General features: G+C 70.6%; 14 protein-coding genes and 1 riboswitch. Of the genes, 11 read left to right on the top strand and 3 right to left on the bottom strand.

Going from position 1 to position 16431, the window contains the following annotated elements:
* The first annotated feature begins 179 nt into the window (after positions 1–179).
* Genes AAFO60_RS15635 through AAFO60_RS15645 form a run of 3 tightly spaced genes read left to right on the top strand, consistent with a single transcriptional unit; the run spans position 180 to position 2964 of the window.
* Positions 180–362: a hypothetical protein gene (locus AAFO60_RS15635; protein ID WP_347957143.1), complete on the top strand. Its 183-nt coding sequence runs from the start codon at positions 180–182 to the stop codon at positions 360–362.
* Complete coding sequence (locus AAFO60_RS15640; RefSeq protein WP_347957144.1) at positions 355–1767, top strand: amidase; 1413 nt, start codon at positions 355–357, stop codon at positions 1765–1767. The genes AAFO60_RS15635 and AAFO60_RS15640 overlap by 8 nt, the downstream gene beginning before the upstream one ends.
* 36 nt (positions 1768–1803) lie before the next feature.
* Positions 1804–2964: an SLC13 family permease gene (locus AAFO60_RS15645; RefSeq protein WP_347957182.1), complete on the top strand. Its 1161-nt coding sequence runs from the start codon at positions 1804–1806 to the stop codon at positions 2962–2964.
* Positions 2965–2981: 17 nt separating this feature from the next.
* Here the strand turns inward: AAFO60_RS15645 and AAFO60_RS15650 are convergent, their stop codons facing one another.
* Positions 2982–4052 carry a substrate-binding domain-containing protein gene (locus tag AAFO60_RS15650; protein WP_347957145.1) on the bottom strand — a complete coding sequence of 357 codons (1071 nt, stop codon included), beginning with the start codon at positions 4050–4052 and terminating at the stop codon, positions 2982–2984.
* Between the two features lie 128 nt (positions 4053–4180).
* Between AAFO60_RS15650 and AAFO60_RS15655 the strand changes: the two genes are divergently transcribed.
* The 7 genes from AAFO60_RS15655 (at position 4181) to AAFO60_RS15685 (ending at position 10101) form a co-directional block, all read left to right on the top strand.
* On the top strand, positions 4181–4657 hold the full coding sequence (locus AAFO60_RS15655; RefSeq protein WP_347957146.1) for a MarR family winged helix-turn-helix transcriptional regulator: 477 nt from the start codon (positions 4181–4183) through the stop codon (positions 4655–4657).
* A gap of 49 nt (positions 4658–4706) precedes the next feature.
* A riboswitch (cobalamin riboswitch) is annotated at positions 4707–4892 on the top strand.
* Positions 4893–4939: 47 nt separating this feature from the next.
* Complete coding sequence (locus AAFO60_RS15660; protein WP_347957147.1) at positions 4940–5890, top strand: ABC transporter substrate-binding protein; 951 nt, start codon at positions 4940–4942, stop codon at positions 5888–5890.
* Positions 5891–5897: 7 nt separating this feature from the next.
* Positions 5898–6938, top strand: a complete 1041-nt coding sequence (locus tag AAFO60_RS15665; RefSeq protein ID WP_347957148.1) for a FecCD family ABC transporter permease — start codon at positions 5898–5900, stop codon at positions 6936–6938.
* The gene (locus AAFO60_RS15670; protein WP_347957149.1) at positions 6938–7765 is read left to right on the top strand and encodes an ABC transporter ATP-binding protein; all 828 of its coding nucleotides are present in this window, start codon (positions 6938–6940) and stop codon (positions 7763–7765) included. Before AAFO60_RS15665 ends, AAFO60_RS15670 begins: the two co-directional genes overlap by 1 nt.
* Positions 7762–8520 carry a (2Fe-2S) ferredoxin domain-containing protein gene (locus AAFO60_RS15675; protein WP_347957150.1) on the top strand — a complete coding sequence of 253 codons (759 nt, stop codon included), beginning with the start codon at positions 7762–7764 and terminating at the stop codon, positions 8518–8520. The genes AAFO60_RS15670 and AAFO60_RS15675 overlap by 4 nt, the downstream gene beginning before the upstream one ends.
* Positions 8521–8583: 63 nt before the next feature.
* On the top strand, positions 8584–9273 hold the full coding sequence (locus AAFO60_RS15680) for a hypothetical protein (RefSeq protein ID WP_347957151.1): 690 nt from the start codon (positions 8584–8586) through the stop codon (positions 9271–9273).
* Between the two features lie 102 nt (positions 9274–9375).
* Entirely contained in the window at positions 9376–10101 is a 726-nt protein-coding gene (locus AAFO60_RS15685) for a hypothetical protein (RefSeq protein ID WP_347957152.1), read from the top strand.
* A gap of 71 nt (positions 10102–10172) precedes the next feature.
* On the opposite strand, the gene gdhA is transcribed toward AAFO60_RS15685, so the two are convergent.
* A complete protein-coding gene (gdhA, locus tag AAFO60_RS15690) occupies positions 10173–11516 on the bottom strand; it encodes an NADP-specific glutamate dehydrogenase (RefSeq protein WP_347957153.1) in 1344 nt (447 codons plus the stop codon).
* A 236-nt stretch (positions 11517–11752) separates the two neighbouring features.
* A complete protein-coding gene (locus AAFO60_RS15695; RefSeq protein WP_347957154.1) occupies positions 11753–12430 on the bottom strand; it encodes an MspA family porin in 678 nt (225 codons plus the stop codon).
* A 234-nt stretch (positions 12431–12664) separates the two neighbouring features.
* Between AAFO60_RS15695 and AAFO60_RS15700 the strand changes: the two genes are divergently transcribed.
* On the top strand, positions 12665–16423 hold the full coding sequence (locus tag AAFO60_RS15700) for an NACHT and WD repeat domain-containing protein (RefSeq protein ID WP_347957155.1): 3759 nt from the start codon (positions 12665–12667) through the stop codon (positions 16421–16423).
* Positions 16424–16431 lie beyond the last annotated feature (8 nt).

A 16431-nucleotide genomic window follows, 5' to 3' on the forward strand; every position in this document is an offset into this window, starting at 1 on the left:
GCCCCCGGGGACCGCGGTCTGCCGTCCGATGTCCGGCGGTGCTCGGCGATCTGGCTCGTTCGGGCCCGGAGGGGAGCGAAAGCGGTTAATTTGAAACTGTTCCATTTGGAACAATTTCAAATGACTCTCATCTCGCGGGTGTGACGCCCGAGGGACCCCGATCGGACGGAGAACCACCGATGACCCTGTCCATCAAGGACACACTCGCGGCGCGCGGCCTGAGCCCGACCGCCGAGGAACTCGCCCGGATCGAGGCCAAGTGGGCCGAGATCTCCGCGCTGAAGGCAGACCTGGCCGGCATCGGCATCGACGACGCCGACATCGCGGTCCGCAACATCCCGGGAGACGATCACGTTGGCTGACGAGTTGCTCACGAAGACGGCCGTCGAGGTCGGGGAGCTCATCCGCACCCGCGAGGTGTCGCCGGTCGAGGTGACGCAGCGGCTGCTCGACCACGCGCATGAGCTCAACGGCCAGGTCAACGCCTACATCAGCTTCCGCGACGAGCAGGCCCTCGCCGAGGCGGCGAAGGCCGAGGAGGAGATCGTCGCGGGCGATCACCGTGGCCCGCTGCACGGCGTGCCGATGGCGCTCAAGGACAACCTGTACGTGGCCGGCGAGGTGACCACGATGGCCTCGAAGATCCACGGGGACTTCGTCTCGGCCGACGATGCGACGGTCGTCGGCCGGCTCCGCGAGGCCGGCGTCGTGCTCACGGGCAAGCTCAACATGCACGAGTACGCCTGGGGCATCGACAACAACAGCCCGCACTTCGGCGCCGTCCACAACCCGTGGAACCTCGACAAGGTGCCGGGCGGCTCCAGCGGCGGCTCGGGCGCCGCGGTGGCCTCCGACATGTCTTTCAGCACCCTCGGCACCGACACCGCGGGCTCCATCCGGATCCCGTCGTCGGCGTGCGGGCTGGTCGGGCTCAAACCCACCCACGGGCGCGTCGCGAAGTTCGGCTGCTATCCGCTCGCCTGGACCCTCGACCACATCGGCCCGATGGCCAAGACGGTCGACGACGCCGCGGCGATGCTGCAGGCGATCGCCGGCTTCGACCGGCGTGACCCGACCAGCGTCGACGTCCCGGTCGGCGACTACCGGGGCGCCCTGACCGGTGATCCCACCGGGCTGGTCATCGGCGTGGAGGAGGACTACTACTTCCGCGACGTCGACACCGAGGTGGAGCGACTGGTCCGGGCCCGCATCGACGACCTCGTCAGCCGCGGCGCCCGCGTGGAGAAGGTGAGCATCCCGGCGCTGAAGTACTCGGAGTGGACCGAGCTCGCGGTCAGCCTGTCGGAGGCCTCCGCCATCCATCACCGCGACCTGCAGACCCGCCCCGAGGACTTCGGCGCCGACATCCGGTTCCTGTTCTACCTGGGCGAGCTGTTCTCGTCGGTCGACTACCTGCAGGCGCAGCAGGTCCGCAGGCAGATCAAGCACGACTTCGCCGCCGCACTCTCCGGCGTCGACGTCCTGATCGCACCGACGCTGCCGGTGATGGCGCCCGACATCGGGTCGGCGGTCGCCGACCTGAACGGCGATCCGGTTGACCTGGTGGACAACTTCATCCGCTACACCGGACCCAGCAACCTCACCGGACTGCCCGCGATGACGGTGCCGGCCGGGCTCGACGACGGTCTGCCGGTCGGTGTGCAGATCATCGGCAAGGCGTTCGACGAGGAGACGGTGCTGCGGGTGGGACACTACATCGAACAGTCCGATCCGATGCAGGGACGCCGCGCACCGGTCGGAGCCTGACGCCGCTGCCGCGGCCGGATCGAGAGGAGCCGCGACATCAGGACCCTCGTTCCGGCCGCTGCGGGCACCGTCGGCGCGGGCGGCTGGCTCCTGGCGACGGCGCCCCGCGACGCGGCGGCCCTCGCGGGGCGGCTGGGACCGGTGCTGCTGTTCGTCGCGGCGATGTCGGTCGTGGTCAACCTGGCGGCCGACGCGGGCGCCTTCGGCTACCTCGCGGCCTGGCTGCAGCAGCGCCGATGGCCGGGACTGCCGGCTCGCGCCGCGACCTGGGTGCAGGTGGTGGCGTTGGCCACCGTGTCGACGGTCTTCTTCTCCCTCGACACGACGGCGATCATGGTCACCCCGCTGGCGGTCGTGCTGGCTCGCCGCTCGGGCGCCGATGTGTGGGCGGTGGGCCTGACCGTCGTCTGGATCGCGAACCTGGGTTCGTTGCTGCTCCCGGTGTCGAATCTGACGAACCTGCTCGCCGTGTCCGGAGGGATGTTCGGCGGCACCGGCGACTACCTGGCGACGATGTGGCGCCCCGCGCTCGTCGCCGCGGCGCTCGCGGTCCTCGCCTCGGCGGTCGTCTATCGGCGCCGCTCGCGGCATCGCATCAGCGCCGACCCGGCGGCTCCGCGGGGTGCCCCGGGCCCGCTGGACGGCCGGCTGCGCATCAGCCTCGGCACGCTCGGCTGCCTGCTGCCGCTGCTCGTCTCACCCGTCCCGTACTGGTTGTCGGCGACGGCGGCGGCCGCGGTCCTCGTCGTGGTCGGCATCCGCACGGCGCCGACGTCACTGTCGGTGCGACTGGTGCCGTGGTCGTCGCTGCTGCTGGTCACCTCGCTGTCGACAGTGGCTGCGGCGCTGCACGCGGCCGGTGCGGCGGCGTGGATCGGTGCGCGCGTGATGCAGTGGGAGACGTCGACCGCGGGGCTGATGCTCCTCGGCGCGGTGGGCGCGTTGCTGGCGAACGCCGTCAACAACATCCCCGCCTTCCTGGCGCTGGACGTCGGCGTCGGCGACGTCGCGGGAATGGCGGCGCTGTTGATCGGCGTCAACGCCGGACCCGTCGTGACGCCGTGGGCGTCGTTGGCGACCCTGCTGTGGCACGACCAGCTCCGCCGCAGCGGAGTGGACGTTCGGTGGCGTCGGTTCGTCATGGCGGGCCTGCTGCTGGCGCCGCTCGCGGTGGCGGCGCCGATCCTCGCGATCTGAGCGCAGGCGCGGGCGGTTCACAGGGTCAGGAGCACATCGAAGTCGAAGGTGTCGGCGCGCGCCAGATTCACCGACTGCACCGCCTGGTTGCCGTGATAGGTCACCACGCCGCGCGGGCTCTCGAGCACCAGCCCGTCGATCGCGGCGTCGAACGCCGACACCGACAGCTCGTCGGCCCGACGACCGAGCTCGAGCAGCGTCTGAATGCCCTGGTAGCAGGACTGCGCCATGTTGTTGAGCGTCGGCGCCGACGGACCGGCCGCGGCGAGGTAGCGGCCCAGGAAGTCGACGGCGTGCCCGCTGGTGAGGCTGCTGAAGTACGACGCCGAACAGTACAGCCGCTCGGTGGCCTCGGCCCCGCTGGCGAGCAGCATGTTCTCGTCCATCAGCGGACTGTAGCGGGTGATCCGCCGATCCAGCCCGGCGGCGGCGAACGAGCGGTTGAAGGCCACCGCGTCCTGTCCGACCAGCAGCATCAGCACCCCGTCGCATCCGCTGCCCGCGACGGCGGCGGGCAGCCGCGGATCGTCTCCCGCGCCCATCTCGACGAACGTGCTCCCGACGATCTCGATGTCGAGGGTGCCCGCCGACCGGATCGTCTTGTCCATCGACATCAGCGGCCACACGTACTTGGCGCCCACCACGTGCCAGCGGCGCAGGCCCAGATGGTGGCGCATCCACGCCAGCGCCGGGAAGATCTGCTGCTCGGGCGTCTCGCCGCTGCAGTACACGCCCGGCGCGCGTTCACCGCCCTCGAACAGCGAGGTGTACACGTACGGCACCCGGCCGCTCACGAGCGGCGCCAGCAGTCGGCGCACCGACGAGATGTGCCAGCCGGTGACGGCGTCGATCCGGTCGGTGTCGATCAGCCGCGCGACCTCGGCGGCCACCTGCTGCGGCGGCCGCCCGCCGTCGATGTAGACGATCTCGACGCGCCGGCCGTCGACGCCGTCGCCTCGGTTCAGCTCGTCCCTGGCCATCTCGCACACCGCCACGCACGACGGACCGAAGATGCCGCCGGGCCCCTGCAGGGGGATCACCACCCCGATTCGGAAGCATGTCGGACCGACCGGGAGCAGCTGCGGCATCCGGCCTCCTCCGACGGGGCGAAGCACACCGAAGCGAGGTGCTTCGCGGCTGGTCAAACTACTCTGTAGCGTATTGGTCCGACAGCGTATTGGTCCGGCGATCGCCGATCACGACTCCGAGGTGGCAGATGAGCGCAGCCGCAGAGCCCGCCGGAACCACGGCTCCCGCCATGTCCACCGAACCGGCCACGTCCACCGAACTGGTGACGAACCTGCTGCTCGGCGCGCACGCGACGACGGCGGCGGTGGCCGCGCTGGGCGCCCGCCTGGACCTGTCGGTCGACGAATGGCTGATCCTGGACGCGCTGCACCGCGCCGACGGTGTCTCGATGTCCGAGGTGTCCGCGCGGACCCTCGCCTCCGGCGCCTCGCTGACCCGGGCGGTCGATCGTCTGGTGAGCCGTTCGCTGGTGTACCGCAGCCCGAGTGCCACCGACCGCCGCAAGGTGGTGGTCCGGATCAGCGACCTCGGGCGCGACCTGCACGCTCGGATGGCCGCGGAGGTCGCCGGCCTGGAGACCGCACTGCGGTCCGGGCTGCCGTCCGACGGCGTCGACGACCTCCTCGCGGCGCTGCGCCGGATCGTCGCACAGACGGCGAACTGACGGCCCGCGCGGTCGGTGCGAATCGGCGATATCGGCCACTCCCGATACACTCGACCCGATACGTCACGGTGTTCGGGAAGTCCGGTGAGATTCCGGCACGGTACTCGCCACTGTGAACAGGTCCGGCAGTCGCCGGGAGTTGACGACTCCGGCCACTGGTTGCTCGCCACCCGGGAAGGTGCGACTGTCGGCAGCCCTGTGAAGTCAGGAGACCGGCCGCGACGTAACCCCGTAGTTCCACGAGCATCTGGAAAGGGGGTCGCTTTGCGCACCCTGAAGAACATGGCGGTTCTCGCCTGCACCGCCGCGGTCCTGACGGTCACCGCCTGCTCAGGCGGCGACAAGGCGACCGACTCCGCGTCGAGCGGCGCCATCACCCTGCAGAACTGCGGCCGAACCGTCACCCTCGACGGACCGGCGAAGGCCGCCATCACGGTCAACCAGGGGGCCACCGAGTCGGCACTCGCGATCGGCGCCGCCGATCAGCTGATCGGCACCGCCTACCTCGACGACGTGATCGCCCCGCAGTGGGCGCAGGCCTATGCAAAGATCCCGGTCCTGTCGGCGAAGTACCCGAGCCGCGAGGCGGTGCTCGAGAAGCGGCCCGACCTGATCGCCGCGTCGTACAGCAGCGCCTTCGACGACAAGGCGCTCGGCAGCGAGCAGTCGCTGGCCGAGCTCGGCATCGCGAGCTACGTCTCGCCCTTCGGCTGCGCCGACAAGACGCAGCGGCCGAAGGCGTCCTGGGACGCCGTCGCCGGCGAGACCAGCGACTACGGAACGATGTTCGGCCGACAGGGCGACGCGACCAGGGTGAACGACCAGATGCGCGCCACCCTCGACCGGTTGACGGAGAAGGCCGCGGGCAAGGGGAAGACCGTGATGTGGTGGGACGCGCAGACCACGACGCCGTCGGTCGGCGGCCGCGACGGCGGCCCGCAGCTGGTGATGGACGCGGTCAGGGCCACCAACGCGTTCGCCGACCTGCCGGGCAACTGGGCCGACACCAGTTGGGAGGCCGTGCTGAAGGCGGACCCCGACGTGATCGTCCTGATCGACGCCGACTGGGACCGCGCCGACGCCAAGCGCCGGTACCTCGAATCCGACCCGGCGATGAAGGACCTGAAGGCGGTCAAGGCGGGATCGTTCGTGGTGATCCCGTTCTCCGAGAGCACACCGGGCGCCCGGATGATCGACGGCGCCGTACGCCTGTCGGACGCGTTGGCGAAGTAGTCCGCGCGTGCGCGAGAAGCTGCGAGGTCTGCCGGCGCTGACCGGCTGGCTGATCGCGCTGACCGCCCTGTTGCTGGTCAGCATGGTGATCGGGGTCGCGGTCGGCAGCGCCGACCTGTCGGTGGGGACGGTGGTCGATGCGATCGCCGCCCGCCTCGGGATCGGCGACGCCGACCTGATCGACCAGAACATCGTCGTCGAGCTGCGCCTGCCGCGGGTGGTGGGGGCGGCGTTGATCGGCGCGGGGCTGGCCGTGTGCGGGGCGGTGCTGCAGTCGCTGACCGGCAACCAGCTCGCCGACCCGTACATCCTGGGGATGTCGGGCGGCGCCTCGCTCGGCGCGGTGACGGTGCTGAGCACCGGGCTCGGCATGGGCGCCCTGGCAGGCGGCGCGGTGGTGTCGCTGGCAGCGTTCGTCGGGGCGATGGGCGCGTTGCTGCTGGTCTTCGGGATCTCGGTGACCCGCGGCGGGGCCCTGCTGCCGGGTCGGCTGATCCTGGCCGGTGTGGCCGTCGGACTCCTGACGGCCGCGCTGAGTTCGGCACTGATCTACTTCGGTCCGCACGGCACCGCCGATCGGGTGATGTTCTGGTCGCTCGGCTCGGTGGCCGGCGTCCGCTGGAACACGCTCGCGCTGACCGCGGTCGTCACCGTGGTGACGGTGATCGCCGTGCTGCTGCACTCGCGGACCCTGGACGCCTTCGCCTTCGGTGAGCGGGCCGCCGCCGGACTGGGCACCCACGTCGCCCGCACCCGCTGGGTGCTCTACACGCTGGTGTCGCTGTGCACGGCGGTCCTGGTGGCCATCGCGGGCATCGTCGGCTTCGTCGGCCTGGTGGTGCCCCACGCGGTGCGCTTCCTCGTCGGCCCGCTGCACGCCCGCGTGCTGCCGATGGCGATCCTGGTCGGCGCGCTGGTGGTGGTCTGGGCCGACATCCTGGCCCGCAGCCTGATGCAGTCGCGGGAACTGCCGCTGGGGCTGGTCACGTCGGTGCTCGGCGTGCCCGCCTTCATCTACCTGCTCCGCCGACAGCAAGGGACCGAATGATGAGAGCACCGTTCTCGGAACCCGGTCCGCCCGGCATCGCCGTCCGCGAGATCGACTTCACCCGCGACGGCAACCGCATTCTGCAGCAGGTCAGCGCCGACCTGCCGGCCGGACAGTTCACCGGCGTCATCGGTCCCAACGGGTCGGGGAAGTCGACGCTGCTGTCGATGATCATGCGCTGGCAGAAGCCCGACGCCGGGCACATCCTGCTCGGCGGGGTCGACGTGCGCGCCATCCGTCGCCGCGACTTCGCCCGCATCGTCGCCGAGGTGGAACAGCATTCGGCGACGGTGATGGAGCTGACGGTCGAACAGATCGTCGAACTCGGGACCATCCCGCACTCGTCGGGGTGGGGACGGCCGCTCGGCGAGGCGTCCGACGCGGTCGAGGAGGCCATCGCGACCGTCGGTCTGCAGTCGCTGCGCCGGCGGGCCTGGCATTCGCTCTCCGGCGGTGAGCGGCAGAAGACGCAGGTGGCCCGCGCCGTCGCGCAACGGCCCCGGGTACTGGTCCTGGACGAGCCGACCAACCACCTCGACGCGGCCGCCGGCCTGCAGATCCTCGACCTCGCGCGGGGCCTCGGCCTGACGGTGGTCGCGGCGCTGCACGATCTGCAGCTGGCCGCGATGTACTGCGACCGCCTCATCGTGCTCGACGGCGGGCGGGTCTGCGCCGAGGGCGCGCCGGCCGAGGTGTTGACCCCCGACCTGCTCGCGCAGGTCTACGGCCTCGACGCCGAGGTGATGCCGCATCCGCGCACGGGTGCCCCGATGGTCGTGATGTGCGGCGTCGCCCCATCGCGGCCGATGACGGAAGGAGTCCGATGAGCCGGCAGATCGACCGGACCGCCGCCGCCCCCGACTGGGTGGTCGTCACCGCGCCGACCGACCGGGGCGGCGACCCCGCGGCCGAACTCACCGCGGCCCTGGCCGCGCTCGCCAAGCGACTCCCGGACGTCGAGCTGCGCGTCGCGGTGCTCGGCGGCGCCTCGCACACGATCACCGAGGCCCTCGACGACGCGGCCGACGCCGGTGCGCGGTGCGTGCTGCTGGTGAGCGGGCAGACGCTCACCGATCGGAAGATGGACGCATGGTTCCGGCGGGTGGTCGGGCACTGGCTCCGGGAGCGCCCCGCGGGTGCCCGTCCGCAGGTGCGCTTCGGCGGCTCCCTGTGCGACAGCGACGGATACGCGGTGATGCTCGAGCAGGCGATCGTTGACGGCGGGGTGCCCGCAGGCGAGACCACCGCGCCGCTGACCTCGCCGCTGTGGGAACAGGTGCCCGGCTTCTCCCGCCACGTGCTGGTGTGCCGGGGACCGCGCTGCTCGGCGCGCGGAGCCGCCGAGACGCAGCCGGAGCTGGCCCGCGTGCTCGAGGACCGCGGGCTGGGCGACGACGACGTCCTCGTGACGGTCACCGGCTGTCTGTTCCCGTGTTCGCAGGCGCCCGTCGTCGCGGTCTACCCCGACGACGTCTGGTACGACGGGCTGTCGGCGGACCGGGTGCCGAGAATGGTCGACGAGCATCTGATCGGCGGCCGCGCGGTGAGCGAGTGGACGGGCCGACGCGCGCCGCGCCACTGAAGTACCGACTCGGGCCGCGCGGCAAGTAGATTCAGGGCCGAAGCTGTGCGGCGAAGGAGACACATGCAGACCAGGACGAGGCGGGTGTCGGGAGCGGTGCTGGCGGGTGCGGCGGTGCTGGCGCTGACCACCGCATGCGGGTCCGACCGGGGCGACGGTCGAGCCGCCGAGCTGACCCTGACCCAGGCCGAGCTGCCCGGCGGTTTCACCGCCGTCAAACTCGGCAAGGACGAGATCCAATCGATGGCCGATCAACTGCACGACGCGACCGCCAAGACCACCGTCTCGCCGTCGGGGTGCGCGGCGCCGGGTTCGGTGGCGGGCAGCGTCGACACCGGGCACACGGGTCTGATGGCCGCTCGGAGCCGGGACCACGCCATCAGCGAATCGGTCGTTCCCGTCGTACCCGGTGCCCCCGGCACCGACCTGACGGCGGCCCGCGAGCGGGTCAGCGGACAGTGCCGCAGCGTTCGCGTCGAGGTGGGAGCGGGCCCGATCAAGGACGCCCGGATCGACGTCGGCTACACCGTGCTCCCGAGCCCGGTCACCAGGGCCTCCCAGACTCTGGTCGTCGAGTCCGCCAGTCACACTGTGCACGGTCGGGGATCGGGCACGAGCCGACTGCTCGTCGGTCGGGCCGTGGTGGGCGGATACGCCGTCACCGTCCAGATGTCGTCGCTGGCCGAGGCCGACCTGGACCGCGCGGCGTTCGAGAAGATCTTCGCCGCCGCGGTCGACAAGGTCGCCGCCTGAGCGGACACCGGCACCGGACGCAGTCGTCCCGCGGGAGTCGGTCAGGATGGTCGGTGTCGGTCGCCAGATCGACACCGATCGACAGACAGGGATGACGAAGACGTGACCATCAAGAAGACGACTGCGACGATCGCCGCCGGCGCGGCGCTGCTCCTGGTCGCCGGATGCGGTTCCGGCGGCGACAGCGCCCCGGCCCCGGGCTCGGCGGCCGCTCCGGCGTCGTCGGCCGACCCGGGCAGGGCGTCGAGCCTGGTGCTCGACAAGTCGGGCTTCCCCGCGGGCTACCAGGTGCTCGAGGTGCCGCGCGGTCAGCTGAAGCAGATCTCCGACTCGATGCTCGGTACCGTGCGGTCGGCGAAGGTCACGCCGGCCGAATGCGGTCAGGTGGCGTTGTTCCCCGACCGACTGGATCTGGCCCAGGTCGGTTTCGCCGTCGCGATGAAGGCCACGTCGATGCTGGCCGAGACCGTGCTGGTCTCGGACCAGACCGTCGACGATGTCCGCAAGAGCATCAGCGGCGCCTGCACGAAGGTAACGGTCGAGATCACCGAGGGGCAGGCCGCGGGCGGGAAGGGCACCACCACGTCGAAGGTCATCGACGTCCCCGAGACCAAGGCCGACAAGGCGATCGCGGTCGAGCAGCGGTCGACGATCGTCCTCAACGGGACCACCGTCAAGACCACCAGGGTGCTCGGCTTCGCCCAGGTGAACGGCTACCTGGTGGGCGTGCAGGCGGGCGACGCCGGAGCCGGCGGCGGCCCCGACCTGGCCGCCTTCAACACGACTTTCGCCAAGGCCGTCGACAAGGTGGCGGCGAAGACCGCGTAGGCGTCTGAGCGCCGAAGACGACGAGGGGGCCCGCCGAATGCGGCGGGCCCCCTCGTCGATCCGATCGGCTGTTAGATGACGCCCAGGGCGTTCATCGCGTCGGCGACCTGGACGAAGCCAGCGATGTTGGCGCCCAGCAGGTAGTTGCCCGGATCGTCGTACTTGTCGGCGGTCGTCAGGCAGTTGTGGTGCAGGGTGCGCATGATGGTGCTCAGACGCTCTTCGGCGTACTCGAAGCTCCACGAGTCGCGCGAGGCGTTCTGCTGCATCTCCAGTGCCGAGGTGGCCACGCCGCCGGCGTTGGCGGCCTTGCCCGGAGCGAAGCCGACGCCCGCGGCCTGCAGGACCTTGATGGCCTCCGGCGTGGTGGGCATGTTGGCGCCCTCGGCGACGATCTTGCAGCCGTTGCGAACCAGCGCCTCGGCGTCGTTCTCGTCGAGCTCGTTCTGGGTCGCGCAGGGCAGCGCGATGTCGGCCGGAACCTGCCACAGGGTGCCCTCGGAGACCACGCGCGTGCCGTTGCCGCGCAGTTCGACGTACTCCGACAGCCGGGCGCGGCGGACCTGCTTGACCTCCTTGAGGATGTCCAGGTCGATGCCCTTCTCGTCGACGATGTAGCCGGACGAGTCGGAGCAGGCGATCACGGTGCCGCCGAGCTGGTGGATCTTCTCGATCGCGTAGGTCGCGACGTTGCCCGAACCGGACACGAGGACCTTCTTGCCCTCGAAGCTGTCGCTCTTGGCCTTGAGCATCTCGTCGACGAAGAACACCGCGCCGTAGCCGGTGGCCTCCGGACGGACCTGCGACCCGCCCCACGACAGGCCCTTGCCGGTCAGCACGCCCGACTCGTACCGGTTGGTGATGCGCTTGTACTGGCCGAACAGGTAGCCGATCTCGCGGCCGCCGACGCCGATGTCGCCGGCCGGGACGTCGGTGTACTCACCGATGTGGCGGTACAGCTCGGTCATGAACGACTGGCAGAAGCGCATGATCTCGATCTCGGAGCGACCCTTGGGGTCGAAGTCCGAGCCGCCCTTGCCGCCGCCGATGGGCAGGCCGGTGAGCGCGTTCTTGAAGATCTGCTCGAAGCCGAGGAACTTGACGATCGACAGGTTCACCGACGGGTGGAAACGCAGGCCGCCCTTGTACGGGCCCAGGGCCGAGTTGAACTCGACGCGGAAGCCGCGGTTGATCTGCACCTGGCCGGCGTCGTCGATCCACGGCACGCGGAAGATGATCTGGCGCTCGGGTTCGCACATGCGGGTCAGGACGTCCTGGTACTCCGGATGCTTGGCCATCACCGGGCTCAGCGACTCGAAGACTTCCTGGACTGCCTGGTGGAACTCGGGCTCGCCCGGGTTGCGGTTGATCACGATGTCATAGCAACCCTGGAGGTCGCTGTCCCATGCAGTCATGCTCGTAGTTCTCCCAACTGGTGCGCCCGTGGGCTGTGCCCTGCGCACACCGCAAACTTTTGGTCCCACCGGATTCGTTCCCCGCGGAGGCCGATTTCCGGACTCACTCTATCGGCGCACGCCGATTCTGACGAAACCGGATTGGCCTTCCGGGGGTTGTGCGCGGACCGTCCGCGCCCCGGTGTGCTGCGCAAACGCCGGTCGGGGCCCCGGCCCCGACCGGGGTGCGTCGATGGTCAGATTCGGCTGGTCTTGCCGTAGGCGTAGTAGACGTAGACGCCGGTTTCGGTCGACACCGAGATCTTCGCGAAGGGACGCACCGAGACGGGGCCGATCGCGTTGGTGACGTGCAGTTCGACGCCCGACAGCACGATGTTCGCGGTCGGCTTGGTCAGCGCGATCTCGGCCAGCGGAACGGTGGTGATCTTGCCTGCGCCCACCTCGAACTCGACGTCGGCGGACGGAATGACCGTGGCCTCGGCTCCCACCTCGGCGCCGACCTCGCCCACGGACAGTCCGGCGCCGGTGCCCGAGGCGGAGACCTCCGGTGCCGCCTTGATGTTGACGCCGCTGGTCAGCTTCAGGTCGGGGGTGTGCGCGGTGATCTTCACGCCGGTCGGCGCGATCGAGACCGGGTAGCCGACCTGGTAGCCGAGTTCGAGGGTGACCTTGACCTTCTTGCCCTCGATGCCGGTCAGCGCGGCGTGCACGTCGGAGGAGAGCAGGGCTTCGGCCGAGGTCGGCGACGAGTCGAGCGGCGGGATCTTCTTGACCGAGACCTGCGCGGCAGTCAGCTCGATGCCGACTCCCTCGCGGGTGTGGTGCGTGGCCGCCGAGGCGGTGGCGGGCAGCAGCGCTGCGGTGGCGATGAAAGCGGTGACGACGGCGGTCAGCGCGGTCAGACGTTTGGTCATTGAATACCCCGACGGTAGATGGACGGAGCCCACCGGAGCGGCGGGCGGCTATCACATTAGAAGTGCAGATATGTCAGATTCGGAGAATTTGCTGACAGATCCGTGCATATGCCCAGGCAGCGGCGGTGCAGAAAGTTCTCCGGACCGGATGAATCCGGCTCCGGACGGCCCGCAACGGGGCAGCGGCCAGGGAAACCGACGGGCCTGTCGGGTGCCTCGGATAACCTCACAGACGTGACCTCGACGCCGCCGGAGAGCGAGTTCGGTCCGGCGCTCGCGAGACTCTTCCGCCAAGCCGGCAAGCCGACGCTGCGCGCCGCCGCCGAGGGAATGGCGAGGTCGGGCCGGTCCGAGGCGACTCCGCAGCGGATCAGTGACTGGCGCAACGGCAGGCACGTTCCGCGAGACTTCGACACCGTGCTGCCCCTGCTGCTGTGGCTCAACCAGCGCGCGGTCGCCGCCGGCGTCACCGACCTGGTGTCGATCCCGGATTGGGAACGACTGTGGCGGCAGCACCATGAGCCCGGCGGCAGTCAGCCCCGCCTGGAAGCGCCCTTCCCCGGGCTGGCCTCGATGCGGGCCACCGACCGTGACCGCTACTTCGGACGCGATGACACGATCGCCGCGTTGGCGGTGCTTCTCGGGCGCGCCCAGGCCAGTGCCGACAACCGCATCGTGGTGGTCACCGGGATCTCCGGAGCCGGAAAGTCGTCGCTGCTCGGCGCGGGCCTGGCCCGGGCCGGCTCGCCCTGGGATGCGGCGATCCGTCGCCGCGTCGGGCGAGGCAAGCTCACCGGCCGCAAGATCCGCGACGGCGCCCACCTGGTGGTCGTCGATCAGTTCGAGGAGGTCTTCGCGCTCGAGGAGGCCGACCGCGACGGCGTGCTCGCCGAGGTGGCGGCCCTCACCGCGGCGGGCGTCGTGGTGGTGCTGGGCGTGCGCGCCGACTTCTTCGCCGCCTGCGTCGAGATCCCGATGCTGGCCCGGGCCTGGCAAGAGCATTCGATGATCGTCTCGGAGATGAGCGACGAGCAGCTGCGTCAGGTGATCGTCGAGCCGGTCCGGCTGGCCGGCGGGCGGATCGACGAGGGACTCGTCGACCTCATGATTTACGACCTCCATCAGGCCTCCCGCGAAGGAGACCGGGCCGGGCGGCTGCCGCTCCTCGCGCACGCCCTGCAGGTGATGTGGGGCCGACGAGTGGGGAACCGACTCACCACCACCGCGTACCGCGAGGCGGGCGGGATCACGTCCGCGCTCGCCGATACCGCCGAAACCACTTGGGCGGGAATCGATCCCGCGGATCGAGACCAGGCCCGCGCACTGCTGCTGGCCCTGGTGCAGTTCGGTCCGTGGCGCACCCCGATGCGGAACGCGGTGTCACCGGAGGACCTGCGGGAGCGTTTCCCGGAGTCGGCCGCTCGAATCGTCGACGCCTTCTCCGATGCTCGTCTGCTCACCGTCAGCACCGACTCGGTCACCTTCATTCACGACGCGGTGATGTCGTCGTGGCCGCGCATGGCCGAGTGGATCGCCGACGACGCCGACCTCCTGGTGTGGCGGCAGCAGCTGCAGACCGATGCCGAGACCTGGAATGAGAGCGGTCGACCGTCGGACTACCTGTACAGCGGCGGTCGCCTCGCCTCCGCGTTGGAGCATCGCGACGAGATGGGCGCCCACCGGCAGGTGCTGCTGTCGACGGAGTCGGTGGCGTTCCTGGATGCGGCGGTCGGGCAGCAGCGCGTGCGGACGCGCCTGCGCGTCGGCGCGATCGCCCTGGTCGTCCTGCTGGGACTGGCGTCGACGATCACCGCGGTGATCGCGACGCGGCAGTCCGCCGCGCTGGCGCAGGAGCGCAATGCCGCCGAGCACTCGGCGCTGGTGTCGAACATCGAGGGGCTCGAGCGGTCCGACCCGTCGTTGGCCGCGCGCCTGCTGGCGGTCGCCGCCCGGCACTACCCGGACGATGCCACCATCCGCAGCGGTCTGATCGCGGCGGCGAGCGCCCCGTTGGCCCGCACCCTGGTCGGCCACGGCGCGGGGGTGTTCGACGTGGTGTTCTCGCCGGACGGGCGATTGCTGGCCACCGCCAGCAACGACCGCACGGTGCGGGTGTGGGAGCGCAGCGACGAGGTCGGCGGGCCGCCCTTCCACGAGGTCGCCAAGCTAGACGGCTTCGGTGACTACGTCACCTCGGTGACGCTGCATCCGTCCCTGCCGCTGGTCGCCGGGGCCAGCGGCGACGGGACGGTCCGGCTGTGGGACATCGCCGATCTGCACCGGCCGCGGCAGGTCGCGGTGTTGCATCCGGGGGCGGGCACCGCCTACCTGACGCGGTTCAGTCCCAACGGTCGGTACCTGGCGACGTCGTCGGACGACGGTTCGGTGGTCATGTACCGGATCGACGGCGATCGGGAGCCCGTTCAGACGGCCGTGCTGCGCGGGCACTCCGGCGCCGCCCGAACACTGGTGTTCAACAACGCCGGAACCGTGCTGGCCAGCGGCAGCGAAGACCAGACGGTGCGGCTGTGGACCGGCGCCGACACAGACCAGCCGCGCATGGCCGGACAGCTGACCGGGTTTCCCAGCATCACCCATTCGCTCAACTTCCTGCCCGGCGACGCCGACCTGGTGATCGGCGGCGACAGTGCCAATGTGCAGATCTGGGATGTGCGCGATCCGATGGCGCCGCGGCCGGAGAACCAGGCGCTGCCCGGCGTGACGGCGGGCACCTGGTCGGTCAACGCCAGTCACGGCAGCCCGCTGCTGGCGCAGGCCGGTTTCGACGGCATCGTCCACGTGTGGAATGTCAGTTCGCCCGCGGCGCCGCTGCTGGTGTGGAACCTGCAGAAGTCTGCGGCGCAGGGCGCGGTGCGGATGCTGACCAACGCGTTCAGCCGCGACGGCCGGGAGCTGGCGGTGGGGCGGTCGGACGGCGGCGTCGACATCTGGTCACTGCCTCCCGGCGTCCAACCGGAACGAGCCGCGGGCACCAGCGGTCTGGCGCGCGCCCTGCACGCGCCGACCCTGGTCAGCACCGGGACCGACACCCGCCTGAATGTCTTCACCGCCGACCGGGGCACCTGGCAGCGTCGCGGCTCGGCGCTGACCGACCGCCGCGCCAACAACCGTCCGCGGGTGGCGATCTCGGCCGACGGGCGGCTGGCGGCGACCGCGAACAACAACGGCGGCCTGGTGGAGCTGTGGGATCTGTCCGATCCCGACCGTCCCCGTCGCGCGGGCGAACTGCGCACCGACACCCGCTACACCTATGCGCTGGACTTCTCGCCGGTCGGACCGGTGCTTGCCGCCGGCGTCGACGACCGGCGCATACAGCTGTGGGACGTCGGCGATCCGGCCGCACCCAAAGCCCTCGGGGAACCGCTGGTCGGGCCCGACGACCTGGTGCGGAGCGCGAGCTTCAACGACACGGGAACCGGGTTGGCGGTCACCGCCGACGACGGGAACGTCTACGTCTACCGGCTCGACGGCCCGGATCGGTCGGCCGCGGTCATGCATGCGGGACAGGCGGCCACGTCGGCGGTCTTCAGCGCCGACGGACGATACGTGGTCGCCGCCGCGGGCGATCTGTCGGTGTGGCGACTCGGGGAACCCGGGCAGAAGGCGGAACTGACCGACCGGATCGTCGATGCGCACGCCGACCTGCTCGGCCGGTTGGGGTCGCGGCTGCTGGTCAGTACCGCGACCCGGGAGATCCTCGAGTTCGATCTCGTGAATGGCTCGTTCAGCCGGTCGTTGCGGGTGTCGCCCACCCTGGGGGTGGCGAGCGACGACGATGCGCGGTGGGTGCTACCGGCCTTTGCCGGTGGCGGTGACGACTACACGGTCGCCGGGGACGGCGCGGGCATGCTCTTCTCGCAGACCACCGATCCGGCGGTGGGCCTTCGGTGGGTGTGCACGCACACGCTGCCGCTGTCGGATTCGGCGCGCGACCGTTACGTGGAGCGGCTGTCCGCGACCGACGGCTGCTGATCAGCCGA

The organism is Gordonia aichiensis (assembly GCF_039946255.1).
Classification (GTDB): domain Bacteria; phylum Actinomycetota; class Actinomycetes; order Mycobacteriales; family Mycobacteriaceae; genus Gordonia; species Gordonia aichiensis_A.

Coding starts and splice junctions, on each gene's coding strand:
- AAFO60_RS15650 (WP_347957145.1), bottom strand. CDS start 4,052: ATGCCGCAGCTGCTCCCGGTCGGTCCGACATGCTTCCGAATCGGGGTG.
- AAFO60_RS15660 (WP_347957147.1), top strand. CDS start 4,940: ATGGCGGTTCTCGCCTGCACCGCCGCGGTCCTGACGGTCACCGCCTGC.
- AAFO60_RS15680 (WP_347957151.1), top strand. CDS start 8,584: ATGCAGACCAGGACGAGGCGGGTGTCGGGAGCGGTGCTGGCGGGTGCG.
- AAFO60_RS15670 (WP_347957149.1), top strand. CDS start 6,938: ATGAGAGCACCGTTCTCGGAACCCGGTCCGCCCGGCATCGCCGTCCGC.
- AAFO60_RS15675 (WP_347957150.1), top strand. CDS start 7,762: ATGAGCCGGCAGATCGACCGGACCGCCGCCGCCCCCGACTGGGTGGTC.
- AAFO60_RS15655 (WP_347957146.1), top strand. CDS start 4,181: ATGAGCGCAGCCGCAGAGCCCGCCGGAACCACGGCTCCCGCCATGTCC.
- gdhA (WP_347957153.1), bottom strand. CDS start 11,516: ATGACTGCATGGGACAGCGACCTCCAGGGTTGCTATGACATCGTGATC.
- AAFO60_RS15635 (WP_347957143.1), top strand. CDS start 180: ATGACCCTGTCCATCAAGGACACACTCGCGGCGCGCGGCCTGAGCCCG.
- AAFO60_RS15695 (WP_347957154.1), bottom strand. CDS start 12,430: ATGACCAAACGTCTGACCGCGCTGACCGCCGTCGTCACCGCTTTCATC.